10 protein-coding genes are annotated in these 16,209 nt (G+C 57.9%); 7 read left to right on the top strand and 3 right to left on the bottom strand.

Going from position 1 to position 16,209, the window contains the following annotated elements:
• Positions 1 to 136: 136 nt before the first annotated feature.
• Together N5W20_RS06190 and N5W20_RS06185 are read right to left on the bottom strand one after the other, a co-directional pair.
• Complete coding sequence (locus N5W20_RS06190; protein WP_319806295.1) at positions 137 to 1,054, bottom strand: cation diffusion facilitator family transporter; 918 nt, start codon at positions 1,052 to 1,054, stop codon at positions 137 to 139.
• A complete protein-coding gene (locus N5W20_RS06185) occupies positions 1,051 to 2,097 on the bottom strand; it encodes a cation diffusion facilitator family transporter (protein WP_319806294.1) in 1,047 nt (348 codons plus the stop codon). The genes N5W20_RS06190 and N5W20_RS06185 overlap by 4 nt, the downstream gene beginning before the upstream one ends.
• A gap of 218 nt (positions 2,098 to 2,315) precedes the next feature.
• Between N5W20_RS06185 and N5W20_RS06180 the strand changes: the two genes are divergently transcribed.
• The 4 genes from N5W20_RS06180 (at position 2,316) to feoB (ending at position 8,464) form a co-directional block, all read left to right on the top strand.
• Positions 2,316 to 3,941 (top strand): NAD(P)/FAD-dependent oxidoreductase, encoded by a 1,626-nt coding sequence (locus N5W20_RS06180; protein ID WP_319806293.1) that lies wholly within the window; start codon positions 2,316 to 2,318, stop codon positions 3,939 to 3,941.
• Positions 3,942 to 4,106: 165 nt separating this feature from the next.
• Positions 4,107 to 5,945 carry a dihydroxyacetone kinase subunit DhaL gene (gene dhaL, locus N5W20_RS06175; RefSeq protein ID WP_319806292.1) on the top strand — a complete coding sequence of 613 codons (1,839 nt, stop codon included), beginning with the start codon at positions 4,107 to 4,109 and terminating at the stop codon, positions 5,943 to 5,945.
• A gap of 381 nt (positions 5,946 to 6,326) precedes the next feature.
• Entirely contained in the window at positions 6,327 to 6,611 is a 285-nt protein-coding gene (locus N5W20_RS06170) for a FeoA family protein (RefSeq protein WP_319806291.1), read from the top strand.
• On the top strand, positions 6,608 to 8,464 hold the full coding sequence (gene feoB, locus N5W20_RS06165; protein ID WP_319806290.1) for a ferrous iron transporter B: 1,857 nt from the start codon (positions 6,608 to 6,610) through the stop codon (positions 8,462 to 8,464). Before N5W20_RS06170 ends, feoB begins: the two co-directional genes overlap by 4 nt.
• 334 nt (positions 8,465 to 8,798) lie before the next feature.
• On the opposite strand, the gene N5W20_RS06160 is transcribed toward feoB, so the two are convergent.
• The gene (locus tag N5W20_RS06160; protein ID WP_319806289.1) at positions 8,799 to 9,083 is read right to left on the bottom strand and encodes an HU family DNA-binding protein; all 285 of its coding nucleotides are present in this window, start codon (positions 9,081 to 9,083) and stop codon (positions 8,799 to 8,801) included.
• A 906-nt stretch (positions 9,084 to 9,989) separates the two neighbouring features.
• Here N5W20_RS06160 and hemA point away from each other — a divergent pair.
• The 3 genes from hemA (at position 9,990) to N5W20_RS06145 (ending at position 15,855) form a co-directional block, all read left to right on the top strand.
• Entirely contained in the window at positions 9,990 to 11,213 is a 1,224-nt protein-coding gene (gene hemA / locus N5W20_RS06155; protein WP_456304901.1) for a 5-aminolevulinate synthase, read from the top strand.
• A 189-nt stretch (positions 11,214 to 11,402) separates the two neighbouring features.
• The gene (locus N5W20_RS06150; protein ID WP_319806288.1) at positions 11,403 to 14,963 is read left to right on the top strand and encodes an ATP-binding protein; all 3,561 of its coding nucleotides are present in this window, start codon (positions 11,403 to 11,405) and stop codon (positions 14,961 to 14,963) included.
• 97 nt (positions 14,964 to 15,060) lie between these two features.
• The gene (locus tag N5W20_RS06145) at positions 15,061 to 15,855 is read left to right on the top strand and encodes an acid phosphatase (RefSeq protein ID WP_319806287.1); all 795 of its coding nucleotides are present in this window, start codon (positions 15,061 to 15,063) and stop codon (positions 15,853 to 15,855) included.
• Positions 15,856 to 16,209: the final 354 nt, after the last annotated feature.

Here is a 16,209-nt window from a genome sequence, read left to right as displayed (position 1 = left end):
GCCTCAATATGTTCCGAAGTCGAAAACATACTTATTATATCGAGCTCTGCGCCCGACAAGAAGCGTATTCGACGATATGCTGACGGGAAGTGACAAAATATGTCGCACTTTGCCTGTCCCTGACCGGGTCCTGCCCTTACGGGATCGGGACGCCCTCGGGCAGAAGGTGGCTTTCCGGTTCAATATGGACATGGATCGTGGTGACGTCCGGCCCGAAATGCGCCTTAAGTGCGTTTTCAACGCAATCACAGATGGCATGGGCTTCTGAAACGCGGGTGGCGCCGGGTACGACGAGGTGGAAATCGATAAAATAATGTGTGCCGGAGCGGCGCGCCCTGATGTCATGGGCCTGCAGGGCACCGCCACCATGAGACGCAATAATTTCAGCGATCTTCTGTAAACTGGCCGGGTCGGGCACTTCATCCATGAGCCCGGCAATGGAGGCGCGCATGACGCTGAACCCGACGCGCAGGACATTGAGGGCAATCAAGGCTGAAAGGATCGCATCAAGGCGGTAAAAGCCGGTGAGGGGAATGAGGGAGACGCCGATGATGAGAATGAGCGTCGTCCAGACATCGGCAATAATATGGTGGCCGCTGGCGATCACGGCCGGAGAGTTGATGCGCCGCCCCTGCCGCAGCAAAGTCAGCCCCCAGACGAGATTGACGAGGCCACCGAGCGCATTGAACATGACGCCCTGCCAGGCGGCCAGATCCGTGTTCGGTGCTTTCCAATGTGTCCAGGCAGCGTAGAAAATGCCGCAGGCCGTCACCACTACCAGGATGCCTTCAATCACGGTTGAGAGATATTCGACCTTTCCGTGCCCGTAAGTGTGATTAAGGTCTGGCGGAAGGTTGGAGATATGCAGAGCGGCGAGGGCAAAGGACGCGGCAACGACATTAATGACCGTCTCCAACGCATCGGAGAGAAGCGCCATACTGCCACTGAGCCACCAGGCGAGCATTTTCAGGGTGAGGGCGACAAGGCTGACGGCCAGCGTGCAGAGGCCGAGACGGATCTTCTGTTTCTCCATTGTCAGAGCCGAAAGCGTCATGGCGATGTGGGGGCCTGTCTGACGTGCCCGCAGGGGGGCGCATCCGTGTCATCCTCTAACTGGAAGGTCGCATGGCCGATCCGAAAGCGCGAGCGCAATAAACCCGCCGCAGATTGCAGCAGTTCATCCCGGGAGGCAATGTCGGCACTGACGACAAGATGCACGGTCAGGGCCGTTTCTGTTGTGCTCAGGGGCCATATGTGCATGTGATGAATTTGCCGGACACCGGGTAGACCCCGCAGCGCCGCGCCGACCGCATTGCTGTCAATATTCCGCGGCACCGCGTCAAGTGTCATGTCCAGCGAGGCGCGCAACAAACCCCAGCTTGAAATGACGATCAGGATTGAGATGACCAGACTCACAATCGGGTCAAATATGGACCAGCCCGTCAGCAGAATGGCGACGCCGGTGACCGCGACGCCCGCGGAGATCGCGGCATCCGACACCATATGCAGGAAGGCGCCACGCATATTCAGGTCATCATGACTTCCCCGCATCAGCAATAAGGCCGTGCTGCCATTAACGATAAGGCCGATGAGTGCGGTGATGATAACGCCCCAGCCAGGCACTTCCTGAGGATGCAGGATGCGCATGATCGCGCCCACGACGATCCCGCCTGTTACGAAGAGCAGCAACATGGCATTGCCGAGGGCGGAGAGGATGGTGGAACGTTTCAATCCGTATGTGAAACGCTCTGAGGGTTCACGCCGTGCGAGATGAAAAGCCAGCCAGGCCCCGCCGAGCCCGAGCAGGTCGGAAAGATTATGCCCGGCATCTGAGATCAGGGAGAGGGAATTGATCCATAAGCCGAAAACCGCCTCCCCGAACACGAAGATCGTATTAATGGTGAGGCAAATGAAGAAAATCCGGCCGAAATCACTTGGCGCATGATGATGGTGGCCACCGCTCTCCCCATGATGGTGGGCCGCATGATCATGATCATGAGGGTCGTGATGATCGTGCGCGGCGCTGTTTTCGGCGCAGGCTCGGGACACATTGGACATAGCCGGAGATGGTCTTTCCGGGTCAAGTGATTCAGACATGTGTCACCTTCAGGAATATCTTACGAAAGTCACGTTGCAGCAACGTGGGAAATTTTCAAGAGGCGCGGGGCTGGCGGGGCCATCCGCCCACTGTGCTGCGGCATCGAGACAAGCCGCTGATCGACGTATGAAAATGGCGCGGTCATCTTTTACCCCCTAAAGCCGGAATATGTTAAAGAGCGCGTGAGCCATCCATTACTGAGAGTTTCGCACGCACTATGATCCGTGTCACTGAAATCCGCCTTCCGCTTGCGCACGGTGAGGACGCTATCAGAAAAACCGTGGCAGCGCGGCTGGGCGTTGATGAGCAGGACGTGCGCGATATTAAGATCGCGCGCCGTGGCTACGATGCGCGCCATAAACATCGGATCATGCTCGTCTATCATATAGACTGTTCCGTCGATCATGAATCCGAAATCCTGCAGAAATGTCAGGAAGATGCACGTGCCGCGATGCGCGTGATGCCGACGCCCGCGCATCAATATAATGTGCCTTCCGCGCCGCACCCGCCGCAGCGTCCCGTCGTGATCGGCGCCGGACCTTGCGGGCTGATGGCGGCGCTTGTTCTGGCAAAGGCAGGTCTCAGGCCTCTCATTATCGAGCGGGGCAAAAAAGTCCGTGAAAGGACGGTGGACACGTTCGCCTTCTGGCGGAAAGCTGAACTCACGCCGGAGAGCAATGTGCAGTTCGGGGAGGGCGGGGCCGGAACATTCTCGGATGGCAAGCTTTATAGCGGCGTCAGCGACCCGCGACATCTTGGCCGCTTCGTGCTGGAGACCTTCGTTAAAGCCGGTGCACCGGCGGAAATCCTCTATCTTTCAAAACCGCATATCGGCACGTTCCGGCTTGTCACGATGGTTGAAAATCTCAGGGCGGAGATTGAGCGGCTGGGCGGCAATTATCAATTTAACAGCCGCGTCGATGGTATCCGGGTGGATGCGCAGCAACGCCTGACAGGGCTTGATCTCGCCGATGGCAGCCACATCCCGACGCGCCATGCTGTTTTCGCTTTGGGCCACAGCGCGCGGGACAGTTTTGACATGCTTCACGCCGCCGGGTTGGCCATGCATGCCAAACCATTCTCCATCGGTGTGCGCATTGAGCATCCGCAATCCGTCATTGATGCGGCGCGGTTCGGCCCCTCTGCGGGTCATCATCTCCTGGGCGCTGCCGATTACAAGCTCGTGCATCGCGCCTCTAATGGGCGATCTGTCTATTCCTTCTGTATGTGTCCCGGCGGCACCGTTGTGGCGGCCACGTCGGAGAGGGGGGCGGTGGCGACGAACGGAATGAGCCAATATTCCCGTGCTGAACGAAACGCCAATGCGGGGATCGTCGTCGAAGTCAAACCTGACATCGACTTCCCGAATGATGTTCTCGGCGGGATCGCTTTTCAACGCCGGTGGGAGCAGGCAGCTTTTAATGCTGGCGGGCGCAATTATGCGGCGCCCGCCCAGAAAGTCGGGGATTTCCTCGCGGGGCGTGCCTCGACGGATCTCGGTGCGGTGATCCCCTCCTATAAGCCGGGCGTGACACCGGCTGACCTTCGGGACTGCCTGCCGGATTTCGCGATAGACGCCATCAGGGAGGCATTGCCCGTATTTGACGCGAAAATCCCAGGCTTTTCGATGGATGATGCCGTCCTGACCGGGGTCGAGACGCGCACATCCTCCCCTCTTCGTCTTGATCGGGACAAGACCGGGCAAAGCCCTTCGATCCGGGGTGTTTTCCCGGCCGGGGAAGGGGCGGGCTATGCCGGGGGCATTCTCTCCGCAGGGATTGACGGCATTCGTGCAGCGGAATTTCTCGCGGCGGCGTTGCGGGAGGAAACCCCTATTTCCTAACCTGCTATGTTGCCGGGAAAATCACATGAGTGACTGAAAATAACATAAAAACATCACGTCATTGGCGTAAAAAACTTAAAATTTGTGAAACCTGTTACTTTACAGGGAAGATTTTCGTCTTTATCTGGCGAGATACGATATTCTTCTCATTGATTGAGGCCAGATATGAGCGCAAATGCCCCATCCGCCGATAAGTCCAAGGCACCGACGTCGCAGGAGGAAGCCACGCATGGCGCGTTGCGGACACGGTTGGACCGTATCTTTAATGATCCGGATCAAGTGGTTGAAGATGGTGTGCGCGGTGTTCTGCTGGCTTATCCGGACCTTATTGCAGCGACGTCAAACCCGCGCGTGCTGAAGCGCGCCCGTCCGGCGACGCGTCGCAAGGTCGGGATCGTCACAGGGGGTGGATCAGGGCATGAACCGGCTTTCCTGGGCTATGTCGGCCCTGGGATGCTGGATGCTGTGGCGGTGGGTGAGATTTTCTCCTCCCCGACCGCGCTCAGTTTTCTGGATGCGATGCGTGAGGCGGATAATGGGGCGGGTGTGGCCTGCCTCTTCGGCAATTATGCGGGCGACACCATGAATGTGCGCATGGCGGTGCGCGACGCCCAGAATGCGGGCATCAGTGTGAAGACCGTTGTCGCCACGGATGATGTGGCCTCCGCGCCGGTCAGTGAAGCGGATCGTCGCCGCGGCGTCGCAGGCGAGATCCTGATGTGGAAGATCGCGGGTGCGCGCGCAGAGGAGGGGGCTTCCCTCGATGAGGTCATTGCTGTCGCGGAAAAGGTGATCCGCCACACGCGCTCCATCGGGGTGGGGCTGACGCCCTGCACCATTGTCGCAAATGGTCACCCCAATTTCTCGATTACGCTTGGCACGATGGAAGTCGGGATCGGCCATCATGGGGAGCCCGGCGTTTCTGTTCAGAAACTGGGCAGCGCGCGGGAAATCGCGCAATTAATGATCGACCACCTTCTCCCCGATCTGCCTTTTGCAAAAGGGGATCGTGTGACCGTGCTCCTCTCCGGCCTCGGGGCGACGCCCGTCATTGAGCTTTACACGCTTTACGCGGACATTGCAGATATCCTCGCGGAAAAGGGCATCGTGATCGCGCATCGTTTCGTCGGTAATTACTTCACGTCGCTTGAAATGAAGGGCGTGACACTGACGCTCATGAAGATGGATGAGGAGCTTGAACGCCTCGTTAAAGCCCCGGCGGAATCCATCGGTTTAACTCAGAACGGGCCTGCCACCTCTGAAGGTGACGCGGCCAGCGCCGCGGTGGAAGCACCTGTGGCCACGCTGATGCCGGACCATCAAAGTGCCGCGGCGGCGAGAAAAACGGCGCGTTATCTGCCGGAAACCGGCATCGATCTAGCGGCGACGACCGGGATTGTGCCCGCGCTCGTCACGGCGGTTACCAATGCACGTGAATGGCTGAGTGAAATTGACGGCAAAATCGGGGATGGTGATCACGGCATCAACATGGCTAAAGGTTTTGCGCGGTGTGGGGATCGTCTCGGCGCAACGCCGCCCCCGATGGGTGAGGGGCTCGCCATCCTTTCCGACAGTCTGATGGCGGGTATTGGGGGCTCGATGGGGCCGCTTTACGGGCGGTTTTTTGAGGGGATGGCGCAATGTCTTGAGGGCGCGCATTTCCTGGATGCAAAGTTATTCGGTCAGATGCTTCGGGCGGCGCTGGCGGGCATCAATAGTCTGGGCAATGCGCGTGTTGGTGATAAGACGCTCATTGATACGTTGCAGCCCGCTGTTGAGCGCTTCGACACGGCATTGCAGCAGGGTCAGGATTTCATCCACGCTCTGGACGCCATGTCGGAAGCGGCTGAGAAAGGGCGTGACTCGACCATCGACCTTGTCGCGCGTATCGGGCGTGCCAGCCGATTGGGGGAACGCTCACGCGGTGTGCTGGATGCGGGCGCAACATCTTGCTGCCTGATTTTGCAGACAATGGCGACGTCATTGAAGCCGCTCATAATCTGAGAGGATTGATCGAGTCGCAATCTGCGTCAAGCCGATCTCGACAGGTGATGGGTCGGGAAATTCATCACCTGACAATTCATCAGGATCTGCCTAACGGCCCGAGGACACGCAGCATGTCGCGTGAGACGGTAAACGCCTTTTCGTACAGGCGGGGCGCGATTTTTTGGCCTGTCGTGATCGCCTCATCAATCTCTAAAAGGCTGGGCACCCGTTTGTCCAACCTGCCTTGCAGGGCGCGTCTGACGCGAAAGAATTTCCTGTCAAGTGTCTGGACGTTTCAAAGGTGAATATTTAATTACGGGCAGAACATTCCAATTTTGTCGCGCGCGCATTATCTCATAATGAATATCGTTTGCAATGCGCGCGCGGGGTCGTCCTCTTATGCTCACCTTAGACAATCTGCTGCCCGGCCATTCCGGCAAGATCGCCAAAGTTCAGGAAGTCGGGCAGGAGGATGTCGTATCACGTCGATTGAAGGAGCTTGGCTTCATCCCTGGCGCCGTCGTCAAGATATTGGCGGTCGGTCCTTTCGGCCGTGACCCTATTGCCCTCCGGGTGGGTGCCTCCCGCTTCGCGTTGCGCAGAAGTGAGGCGCGGCGTGTGACGATGGAAAGCCAGGATGCGCCGTCAAACGGACTGGATGAGAAAGAGAGTGCCGCGCTTTGAGCAGCGCTCTCCCTGCGTCCAGCCCCTCGGCGCGCCGCGTCGCGCTCGTCGGCAACCCGAATAGCGGCAAGACATCTCTTTTCAACCAATTAACGGGAAGCCGCCAGAAAGTCGCCAATTACGCGGGTGTCACGGTGGAGCGGAAGGAAGGGCGCGTCACCCTGCCGGATGGCAGTCATGTCCGGCTGCTTGACCTGCCCGGCGCCTATAGTCTTCAGGCCACTTCGCCCGATGAGGCCATCACCCGCGATGTCTGCCTTGGTCAACATGCGAAAGAGGCCAGGCCGGAACTGATCATCTGTGTCGTTTCCGCCAGTAACCTGCGTCTGCATCTTCGCTTCTTACTTGAACTGATGCAGATCGGCTGCCCGATCATCGTTGCGCTGAACATGATGGATGAAGCGCGACGCCAGAATTTTGACATCGACATTGCCGGGCTCGAAGCAGCCCTCGGCGTCAGGATCATCCCGACCGTCAGTCTGCGGAAATCCGGTGTGTCAGCCTTACGCAATGCTCTGGCCGCGCCGCCGGAGACCCCTCCAGCGCGTGATGCGGCCCCAATTTATGCGCAGGTTGATGCGCTGATGTCGCAATACACGAATGAGTCTGTCGCCGGGGATAATCAGCTGACAGACCGCATTGATCGCGTCGTCCTTCATCCTGTCTGGGGGATGGCGCTACTCTTCATCGTTCTGCTTGTGATGTTCCAGTCGGTCTTCACCCTCGCCCAACCGGCGATGGATTTTCTGGAAAACGCATTTTCCCGCCTCGGCGCGGCGGTCGTGACGCCGCTCCCCGATGGGGCGCTACACAGCCTGCTGCAAAATGGCGTGATCGCCGGGGCGGGGAGTGTCGCGGTTTTTCTACCGCAGATCCTGGTGCTTTTCTTCTGGATTATCGTGCTGGAGGAGAGCGGCTATCTGCCGCGCGCCGCCTTTATGCTGGACCGCCTGATGGCGTCGGCCGGGCTGAGTGGAAGGTCGTTCATCCCGCTCCTCTCCAGCTTTGCCTGCGCGATCCCGGGGATCATGGCGGCGCGGACGGTGCAGCATCCGCGGGACCGCATTGTGACGATCATGATCGCGCCTCTCATGACCTGCTCCGCACGCCTGCCGATTTACGCCCTGCTGATCGCCGCTTTTATCCCGCGTCACATTTATTTCGGCTTTATCGGTCTGCAAGGCCTCGTCTTGTTCGGGCTTTACGCTCTTGCCATCCTCAGCGGCATCATTGCCGCGCGCGTTCTGACGCGGGGGGCGGCGGCGGAAGAGCATATTTTAATGCTTGAACTCCCGCCTTATCGCTGGCCGAACCCGCGCGCCGTCCTTATCGGGTTGCTTCAGCGTGCCCGCATTTTCCTCACCCGTGTCGGCACGGTAATCGTCTCCCTCAACGTGCTTTTATGGGCGCTCTCCTGCTTTCCGCCCCCGCCTGTGCACGCGACGCAGCCCGCCATTTCTTATTCGCTTGCGGGTAAAATAGGCCATTGGATGTTGCCGGTCTTTGCGCCGATCGGGTTCAACTGGCAGATCTGCGTGTCGCTCATTCCGGGCCTAGCGGCACGTGAGGTGGCGGTTTCCGCCCTTGCGACGGTTTATGCGCTCAATGCCACGGAGGATACGGCGGCCACTGTTCTCGGCCCGCTTTTATCCGCACAATGGAGCCTCGCCACAGCGTTGAGCCTGCTGGCCTGGTATGTCTACGCGCCGCAATGTTTCTCAACGCTCGCGGTCATGCGGCGCGAGACAAATTCCCTCAAAATTGTCGCGAGAACGGCACTCAGCCTTTTTGCACTTGCTTATATCGCCTCGCTTCTTACCTATCATATGACACGCTTTTTAGGGGGCGCATGAAATATGTGGGAAGATCTGGCCGTTGGCGCCGTACTTTTCGGCGCTGCATTTTACTGGGTGAAAAAGGTGATCCCTGGCTTTATCTGCCGGCGTGTCACGCGTCCCGCAGCGACGTCTGGCGGGCAGGGCGCATGTTCGGGATGTTCGGGCTGCGGGTCAAATTCCGGCGGGTGTCACTGAAGACGCCTCAGGAAGCAAACGCTGAGTATGGCGCTGCCGTCAGGGGCGTGCTCAAAGCAAATGACCATCTCAAGGCGCAAAAAAAAGCACGGATGAAGGCGGACTTTGGGTCACGCTTCAACCGCACTTCTCAGAACCTCATAATGTCAGGCTTTTATCGGTGCTTGGAAGCTAGAGCGTCCTTGACGTTTTTCGCTGAAGAATAGGAAAGCTTTTTAGATGCGGCGATATTGATGGTTTCGCCAGTTTTGGGATTACGACCCTGACGCGCAGCCGTCGTGCGAACCTGGAACTTGCCGAAACCCGGGATAGAGACTTCTTCACCCTTCCGGGCGGCTTCGATGATGCTGGACCATACTGTATCAAGGGCCTTTTTGGCGTCGGCTTTGGTGCCGCCGGTCGCGGAGGCAATGCGGTCAATCAGATCGGTGGACTTCATAGCTATCCTCTTTCGTTAAAATCGGTCTCTTGAGCCATAATCCGTGTGGCGCGAGTAAACAAGGTGGGAATCAGTCGTCCACGCGCCCAAGCTTCGGATAAACTTTGATCGCGTAACGCGATAAGGCAACGCGGTATTTTGAGGGGGGTTCAAGGGTGAGGTGGGAAAACTTCACGTGCCCCCATATTTTACGCTGTGACGTCTCGATTTTGCCCCGACAGGCGCAAGATTGTAAGAATTCGTAAGGATTTGGCCGTCCCTGCGTCGTGAGGTGACGTTTACAAACTAAGCTGTCAGATTTTAACTAAACTCCCCGGTACCCCGCCCCCGGCGCAATCAAAGTCGTCACTTTGCCGCAACAGCGTCAAATTAATTGAGACGTGTTGCGCCATATGTGATTTTCTCGGAATTGAGCTGCACGCTACGGTTGAATAGCCTTGCAATCTTCCCGTGTTACGACATTAATCCGATGAAACATGACATTGTGTGGCGGCGGTGAAAGCATCATTGCCCCGGGCTGTTTTCCGAGCACGCACAGGGTCGCCACGCCACGATGAGACATTGTGAAATATCAAAGCTTCTCCCTTCATGCGTTCCAAATGAAGCGACGCGCCTATTCCACTGAAAAATCAGACTCAACTTTACATTTCGACGTCCAGGCGAAAGCGTGCAACCGCTCACGTGGTATGAGAAGCGTAATATTTATTCATTAAGAAAAAGATACTGCCTTCCCGGGATCAGACTGAAATAAAAACCGCCTATGCCGCGATCACCCTGACAGCCTGACGAATGTGCAAGCCTCCATGAATGAGGTGATCCCATTGATTTTATGAAGAAATCCTCACGGATCTGGGTTAGATTGCGCCCGTAAGGGGCGGCAGGCGCCTTTTAGAAAGGACGGACGAGATGTCGAAAATGGATGCCGCATTTGATGCGCATTTCCGCGCCGCGCTGGACGGTCTGAAGGCCGATGGCAGTTACCGGATCTTTGCGGAACTGGAGCGCCGCGTCGGCCATTTCCCCAAAGCCTACCATCATGGGCTGAAACGCGACGTCACGATCTGGTGCTCAAACGACTATCTCGGGATGGGTGAGCATAAAGAGGTGCTGACAGCCATGCACGCGGCGCTGGACCAGTCCGGCGCTGGGGCAGGTGGCACGCGGAACATCTCCGGCACCTGCCATGAGCACGTCCTGCTGGAGCAGGAACTTGCCTCACTTCACGGCAAGGAAGCGGCGCTTCTGTTCAATTCCGGCTATCTTTCCAACTGGGCGACGTTGGGCACGATCGCGGCGCGCCTCAAAAACTGTGTGGTGCTGTCCGATGCGCAGAACCACGCTTCCATGATTGAAGGCATCCGCCATTCCCGGGCGGATAAGCGCATTTTCCGCCATAATGACGTGGGTGATCTCGCGCGTCACTTAAGTGAACTCCCCGCCAATGTGCCGAAAATCGTCGCTTTTGAGTCGGTATATTCAATGGATGGCGACATCGCCCCGATTGCGGAAATTTGTGATGTCGCGGAGCGTTACGGCGCGCTGACCTACCTTGATGAGGTCCATGCGGTGGGCATGTACGGCCATCAGGGTGGCGGCGTCGCGGAGGAGCGCGGCCTGTCCCACCGTATCTCCGTCATTGAAGGCACGTTGGGGAAGGGCTTCGGTGTTGTGGGCGGGTATATCACCGGCTCAGCCGCATTATGTGATTTTGTCCGCTCTTTCGCTTCCGGCTTCATCTTCTCCACCGCGCTGCCACCGATGATCGCGGCAGGCGCCCGTGCGAGTGTCCGGCATCTGCGCCAAAGTTCGGTTGAGCGTGAGGGGCAGAGGGCGGCCGTGCGTTACCTCCGTCAGTGTCTTGACGATGCCGGACTGCCTCACCTCAGCAATCCGTCTCACATCATCCCGGTGATGGTCTGTGATGCGAAGGAATGCCGCGCGATTTCCGATGCGCTCCTGACGCGCTATGGGCATTACATTCAGCCGATCAATTATCCGACCGTGCCGCGCGGGCTTGAGCGGTTGCGGATCACGCCAGGCCCGCTCCATCGTAAATCGGATATTGACGATCTGGTCGCGGCGCTGAAGCAATTATGGTCTGAGCGTCCCGGGCTTTCCCAGGCAGGATGAAATATCCGATGATGCCGGGAAGCGGCACAGTCAAAAGGTGGAAAATCGCAAGTTTTTCCCGGAAAAGGGCCAAAAAACCTTAAAATCGCGTCCCGCTGGTGGGAACATGTTAAAAACTCAATTGTATTGCTCTTATAGATAACCAAATCGGGACTCGCCCATGATTTCATGGGCGGGGAAGGATGGCCGATGAACGCACGACGCCATGAGCAGACAGTGGAAGAAACGCGGGTCCGCAAAGAGATTTCGCGTCTGGCCGCGAAAATGCGCGCATCGTCTCCTGAAATGCCTTTCATCATCGCTGTGCGTGGCGCAGATGATGCGTTTATCGAAACAAATCCGGCGCAACATGTCGGCGTCGGCGCGGCTCGGAAAATCAAGGCACTGCTGCAATCCGGCCCGAAAGGACCGGCGGGCGCGGATCATGTCATCTCTGATATCCTCATTGAAACGCTCGATCGCGTCAAAACGCGTATCTTCCGTGCATATCAAGGTGCCGTTGCCGCGCTGATTGCTGTCCGTGACCATAAAGCGGCCCGTCAGCCTGCGTTGGATGAAAAAATTGGCAATTACGCGCGGGAACTGGTCGCGGGGCTGGGCCATCCGGATGTGAAGCCGCCAACGAAAGTCAGGCAGACTTCGCGCGTTGCTTTCGGGTGCCTTGCCTGGGACAAAGCGCGCCAATGCGTGCGCGGCGATGAGGCGGCGGCGTCCATGCTCGGCCTGACAGCACAGATCCTCTATGATGGCATGACGCTGGAAAAATTTTCCCGCTCTTTGACATTGCCGGATGCCCTGATGTCAGCGGGGTCGGGGAGCGCATCCACCCATCATTTAAGGGTGGACGCGGCGGGAGGCGATATTTTTCATTTCTTCGTGTCAAAACATGCAGGCGGGTGGAATGCGATTTTCTGCCGTCGAGAGGCGACGCGCGCGGCCCGTGACATGGAGGATGCCCTCCTCACGCAATTAATGCAGGGCACGAGTGACGGGTTTTGCCTGCTGGATCGGCAGGGGCGGGTCGTCTTTACTTCCGGGGATCGCATCGCCACCCTGTCGCGCTTTCCCGGCACGCAGCAATTCGGGACGGACTGGTCCGGCCTCTGGATGGGGCAGGGTCGTGCTTCCGCACGCCACATCATCGAGAAAGCCCTCGAAAATCATCCCGGACAGATTGAGGAATATGCGTTCTCAGCCGATGGCACGTTGCATCGCTGGCGCGCGCGGGTCGTGCCGATATCTCTCCCAGGCGGGGGGCACAAAAGCAATGTCATTTACCTGATGTGCAGCTCACGTGATATGACAGCCTCTACCCAGGATCAAGAGCGTCTTGAGCTTGCCTCCTATGCCGGCGCGATTTCCGGCGGGTGGATCTGGGATATCAAAGCCCGCCTGCTGCATGGCGACCCGCGCATGGCGGCGACCCTGGCTTTTCCGGTTGGGGAGATGTCTTCCGGCGTGACGATGCGGCAGTTGCTGCGGCGGGTGGCGGGTGATGACCGTGCCGTGCTCCTCTCAGCTTTGCGGAAAAGCCTGTCATCGCGCGGCAGGCTTCAATGCGAATTCCGCGTCCGTGCGGCGGATGGGCAGGGTTGGATCTGGGTTGAGGCGGATGGAAGATGGGAAACAAGTGGCGACGGGCAGATTGTCGGGCTTCCCGGCATCCTGCTGAATATTGATGAGAAGAAACGCCAGGCCCTGAAACGGGAGGCCCTTCTTAAACTGATCGATAATCTGCGTGCGATCAGGGAGGAAAAAGAAATTCTGAATGTCGCCAGCCGCGTCATGGGGGAAACAATTGAGGCGGACCGCGCCGCTTTCGCTGATATTGACGATAATCGGGATTTCGTGCTCGTTACCGCGCTCTGGAGCCGGGCGCCGCAATTTGCCCAACTCACGCGCATGGCGACATTTCAGCCTTTCAAGGCGCTTTTCGACTCGTTGCGACGCGGTGAGGCGGTCGCTGTGCTGGATGTCACCGCCCACCCTATGACCCGGAAACATGCGGATGTTTTCCTGCGGGAGAAAATCCGGGCTTTTTATTATGTGCCGCTTATGGCGGATGGGGCTTTTTGCGCGCTGGCGATGGTCCATTATGCGGAGCCGCATCGTTGGGACCGGATCAATATGGGCTTCATCCTGACAGTCGCTGATCGCGGTTGGGCGGCCATCCGGCAGAACCGCGCGCAGGAAGATCTCCGCCGCATTAATGGGACATTGGAGGAGCAGGTTGACCGCCGCACGCGGGAGCGGGACAGTATCTGGGCGATCACGGATGACCTCCTGGCCTCTGTCGGGCTGGATGGGCGATTGCGCCACGTCAATCCAAGCTGGGCGCGCTGCGCCGATCTGGACCGCGCGCAATATAAAGGTGAAATGCTGGCCAGTTTTGTCCACCCTCAAGACCGGCAGAAAATTGCGGAGATGTTACAGGCGCTGGCCGCTAATCAGGGGGAGCGCAGCGCGGACCTGCGTCTGCGGTTTGAGGATAATTCCTGGCACACATTCAACTGGACGGGCTTTCGTGACGATGATGAAATCTTCCTCATCGGGCGCGATATCACGGAGCGCATCATCCTTGAAGACCAGCTTCGCCAGTCTCAGAAAATGGAAGCTGTCGGCCAGCTGACGGGCGGGCTTGCGCATGACTTCAATAATATCCTTGGCGGGATCAGCGGCGCGCTCGGCCTCATGCGGCGGCGGATGGCGCGCGGGCAGTTTGAAGGGCTGGATCGCTACATCAACGCAGCGCAGGAAGCGACGGACCGCGCGGCGGGCTTGACCCATCGCCTGCTGGCTTTCTCACGGCGGCAGACGCTTGACCCGACAGTGACAGATGTGAACGAACTGGTCAGCGGGCTGGCTGAATTCCTGCGCCGCACGATTGGCCCGGCTGTGCGCCTCAAACTGCGTCTTGATGCAAAATTGGGGCCGATCCTGATTGATCGTAACCAGCTTGAAAATGCCATCCTCAATCTGGGCATTAATGCGCGTGACGCGATGCCGGAAGGGGGAACGGTCACGATATCAACCCGATCCGACCCACCGCCCAAAGAGGGGAAAGATGCTGTGCGCTTTATGTGCCTGACTGTCGCTGATACAGGCATGGGCATGACGCCGGAGGTCATGGCCCGCGCTTTCGACCCGTTTTTTACAACCAAGCCGATCGGCAAAGGCACCGGGTTGGGGCTTAGCATGATATATGGGTTCGCCTCGCAATCGGGCGGCAGGGTGGAGATTGAATCCGCACCAGGGGCCGGGACGAAAGTACATATCTGGCTTCCTCTTTATAGCGGAGAGAAACGACCCGCCGCCCAGGGCGCTGCACGCCGCCGAAGCCCCACGGAAGTTGATCTATCCCATCTGCGCCTTCTTCTGGTGGAGGATGATGTGACATTGCGCTTCACCTTGGAGGAAACGCTTCGTGACCGGGGCGTCCATGTTGAGACGGCGGAAACGGGAAGTGAGGCGATGGCGCTTCTGGCGGATGAGGATCGCCGCTATGATGTCCTGATGACCGATGTCGGCCTCCCGGGTGGCGTTAATGGAAGGCAATTGGCCGACGAAGCGCGCGCCCGCAAGCAGCATCTTTCAGTGCTCTTCATGACAGGCTATGCGGAGCAGACTGTTTTTTCCGATCAGAGCTTCGATGAGTCGATGCAGATCCTCTTCAAGCCCTTCACGACGGAAATGCTGGATGAGAAATTGAACCGCATCGTTGAATATGTGAATCGAAGGCTGAATAATTGATTAAATTGTGACCGCTTTCGGAGTGGACGCGGCCTTAAAGCTCCCGCATGGTGAGGATCTTTAACGTTTTCGTCTCCACATTTCCGAGGGTACATTTATGCTTCGCCGTTTTTTGACGCAACGACTTGCCTTGCCCGTTCTGGCCAGTCTCACGCTCGTTGCCTGCCAGAAGGCACCTGATATGACTCAGGTCGCGCCTCTGCCCAACGGCCGCCTTTCCGTCCCGCCGCCACCGGCACCGGGCAGCCTGGCGCAACTTCAGGATCAACAGATTTTTGCCGCGACCCGCCAGTGGAAAGATTCCCCGCGCTGGAAACTTGCCGTCAATGACGATGATTACACGTTGGACCATGCGCTCAGGAATTTTTCCTGCGCGGCCGGGTTTGATATCGATACGGCCAAAGCACCGCATCTGCGCAAACTTGCCCGGGATGTTTTGAGCCTTGAAGCACCGTCGATGGTCGCCCTGAAGCGCCACTTTGCCCGTCAGCGCCCGTTTGTCGGCAATGATGCGCCGACCTGTATGGTGCATAAAGCGGAGCTCGGCCCATTCCGCTCCTACCCGTCCGGACATACGATGATGGGGACCACGCTCGGCTTCTTGCTCGCATCCCTGATGCCGGATCACGCTGATGCACTCTATATGCGTGCCCGTATCTACGGGGAAAGCCGTATTGTCTGCGGCGCACATTGGGCGTCAGACGTTGAAGCCGGTTATCGCATTGCCGCGCAGCAGACCTCCCTCATCATGATGCGCCCCGAAATCAAGGCGCAGCTCCCGGCTGTCCGGGAGGAACTCAAAGCCCTCCGTGCGGCGAACGGCAAACCGGACGCGGCGCAATGCGCGTTGGAGAAGGAGGCGAACACGCATTCTCCCAACCGCTTGCCATAAAGTCACGGCCCTCAGGCTCTGATCATGATCCGCGTGCTGCATAATGTGGGTGCAACACGCGGATCACCCTTCCTGACTTCCCTCAGCGGCAAAATCTGATCCGCTCACGCTCGCTTGCGCATGTCGACGCGGCAGTCGGATCGAAGGCGCGCATATCTTAACCAATGGATGAGAAGTCGGGCCGTCCGGTGCGCGTAACATCCTCATTTTGCCAGCAAATCGCGTGATGCCGCAAAAAGCAAATCATTAAAATTTGTAATCAGCGAATTAGACAAAAACATTAAAGAAAATTTATAATATCCCTCTAATAACAAATAAAAAGGGATAAAAAATGCCTCTCTTCACAAAAAAGTT

Source organism: Candidatus Kirkpatrickella diaphorinae (genome assembly GCF_025736875.1).
Classification (GTDB): Bacteria; Pseudomonadota; Alphaproteobacteria; order Acetobacterales; family Acetobacteraceae; genus Sorlinia; species Sorlinia diaphorinae.
Note: the sequence above shows the minus strand (reverse complement) of the source record. Positions and strands in the feature narration are given on the sequence as shown.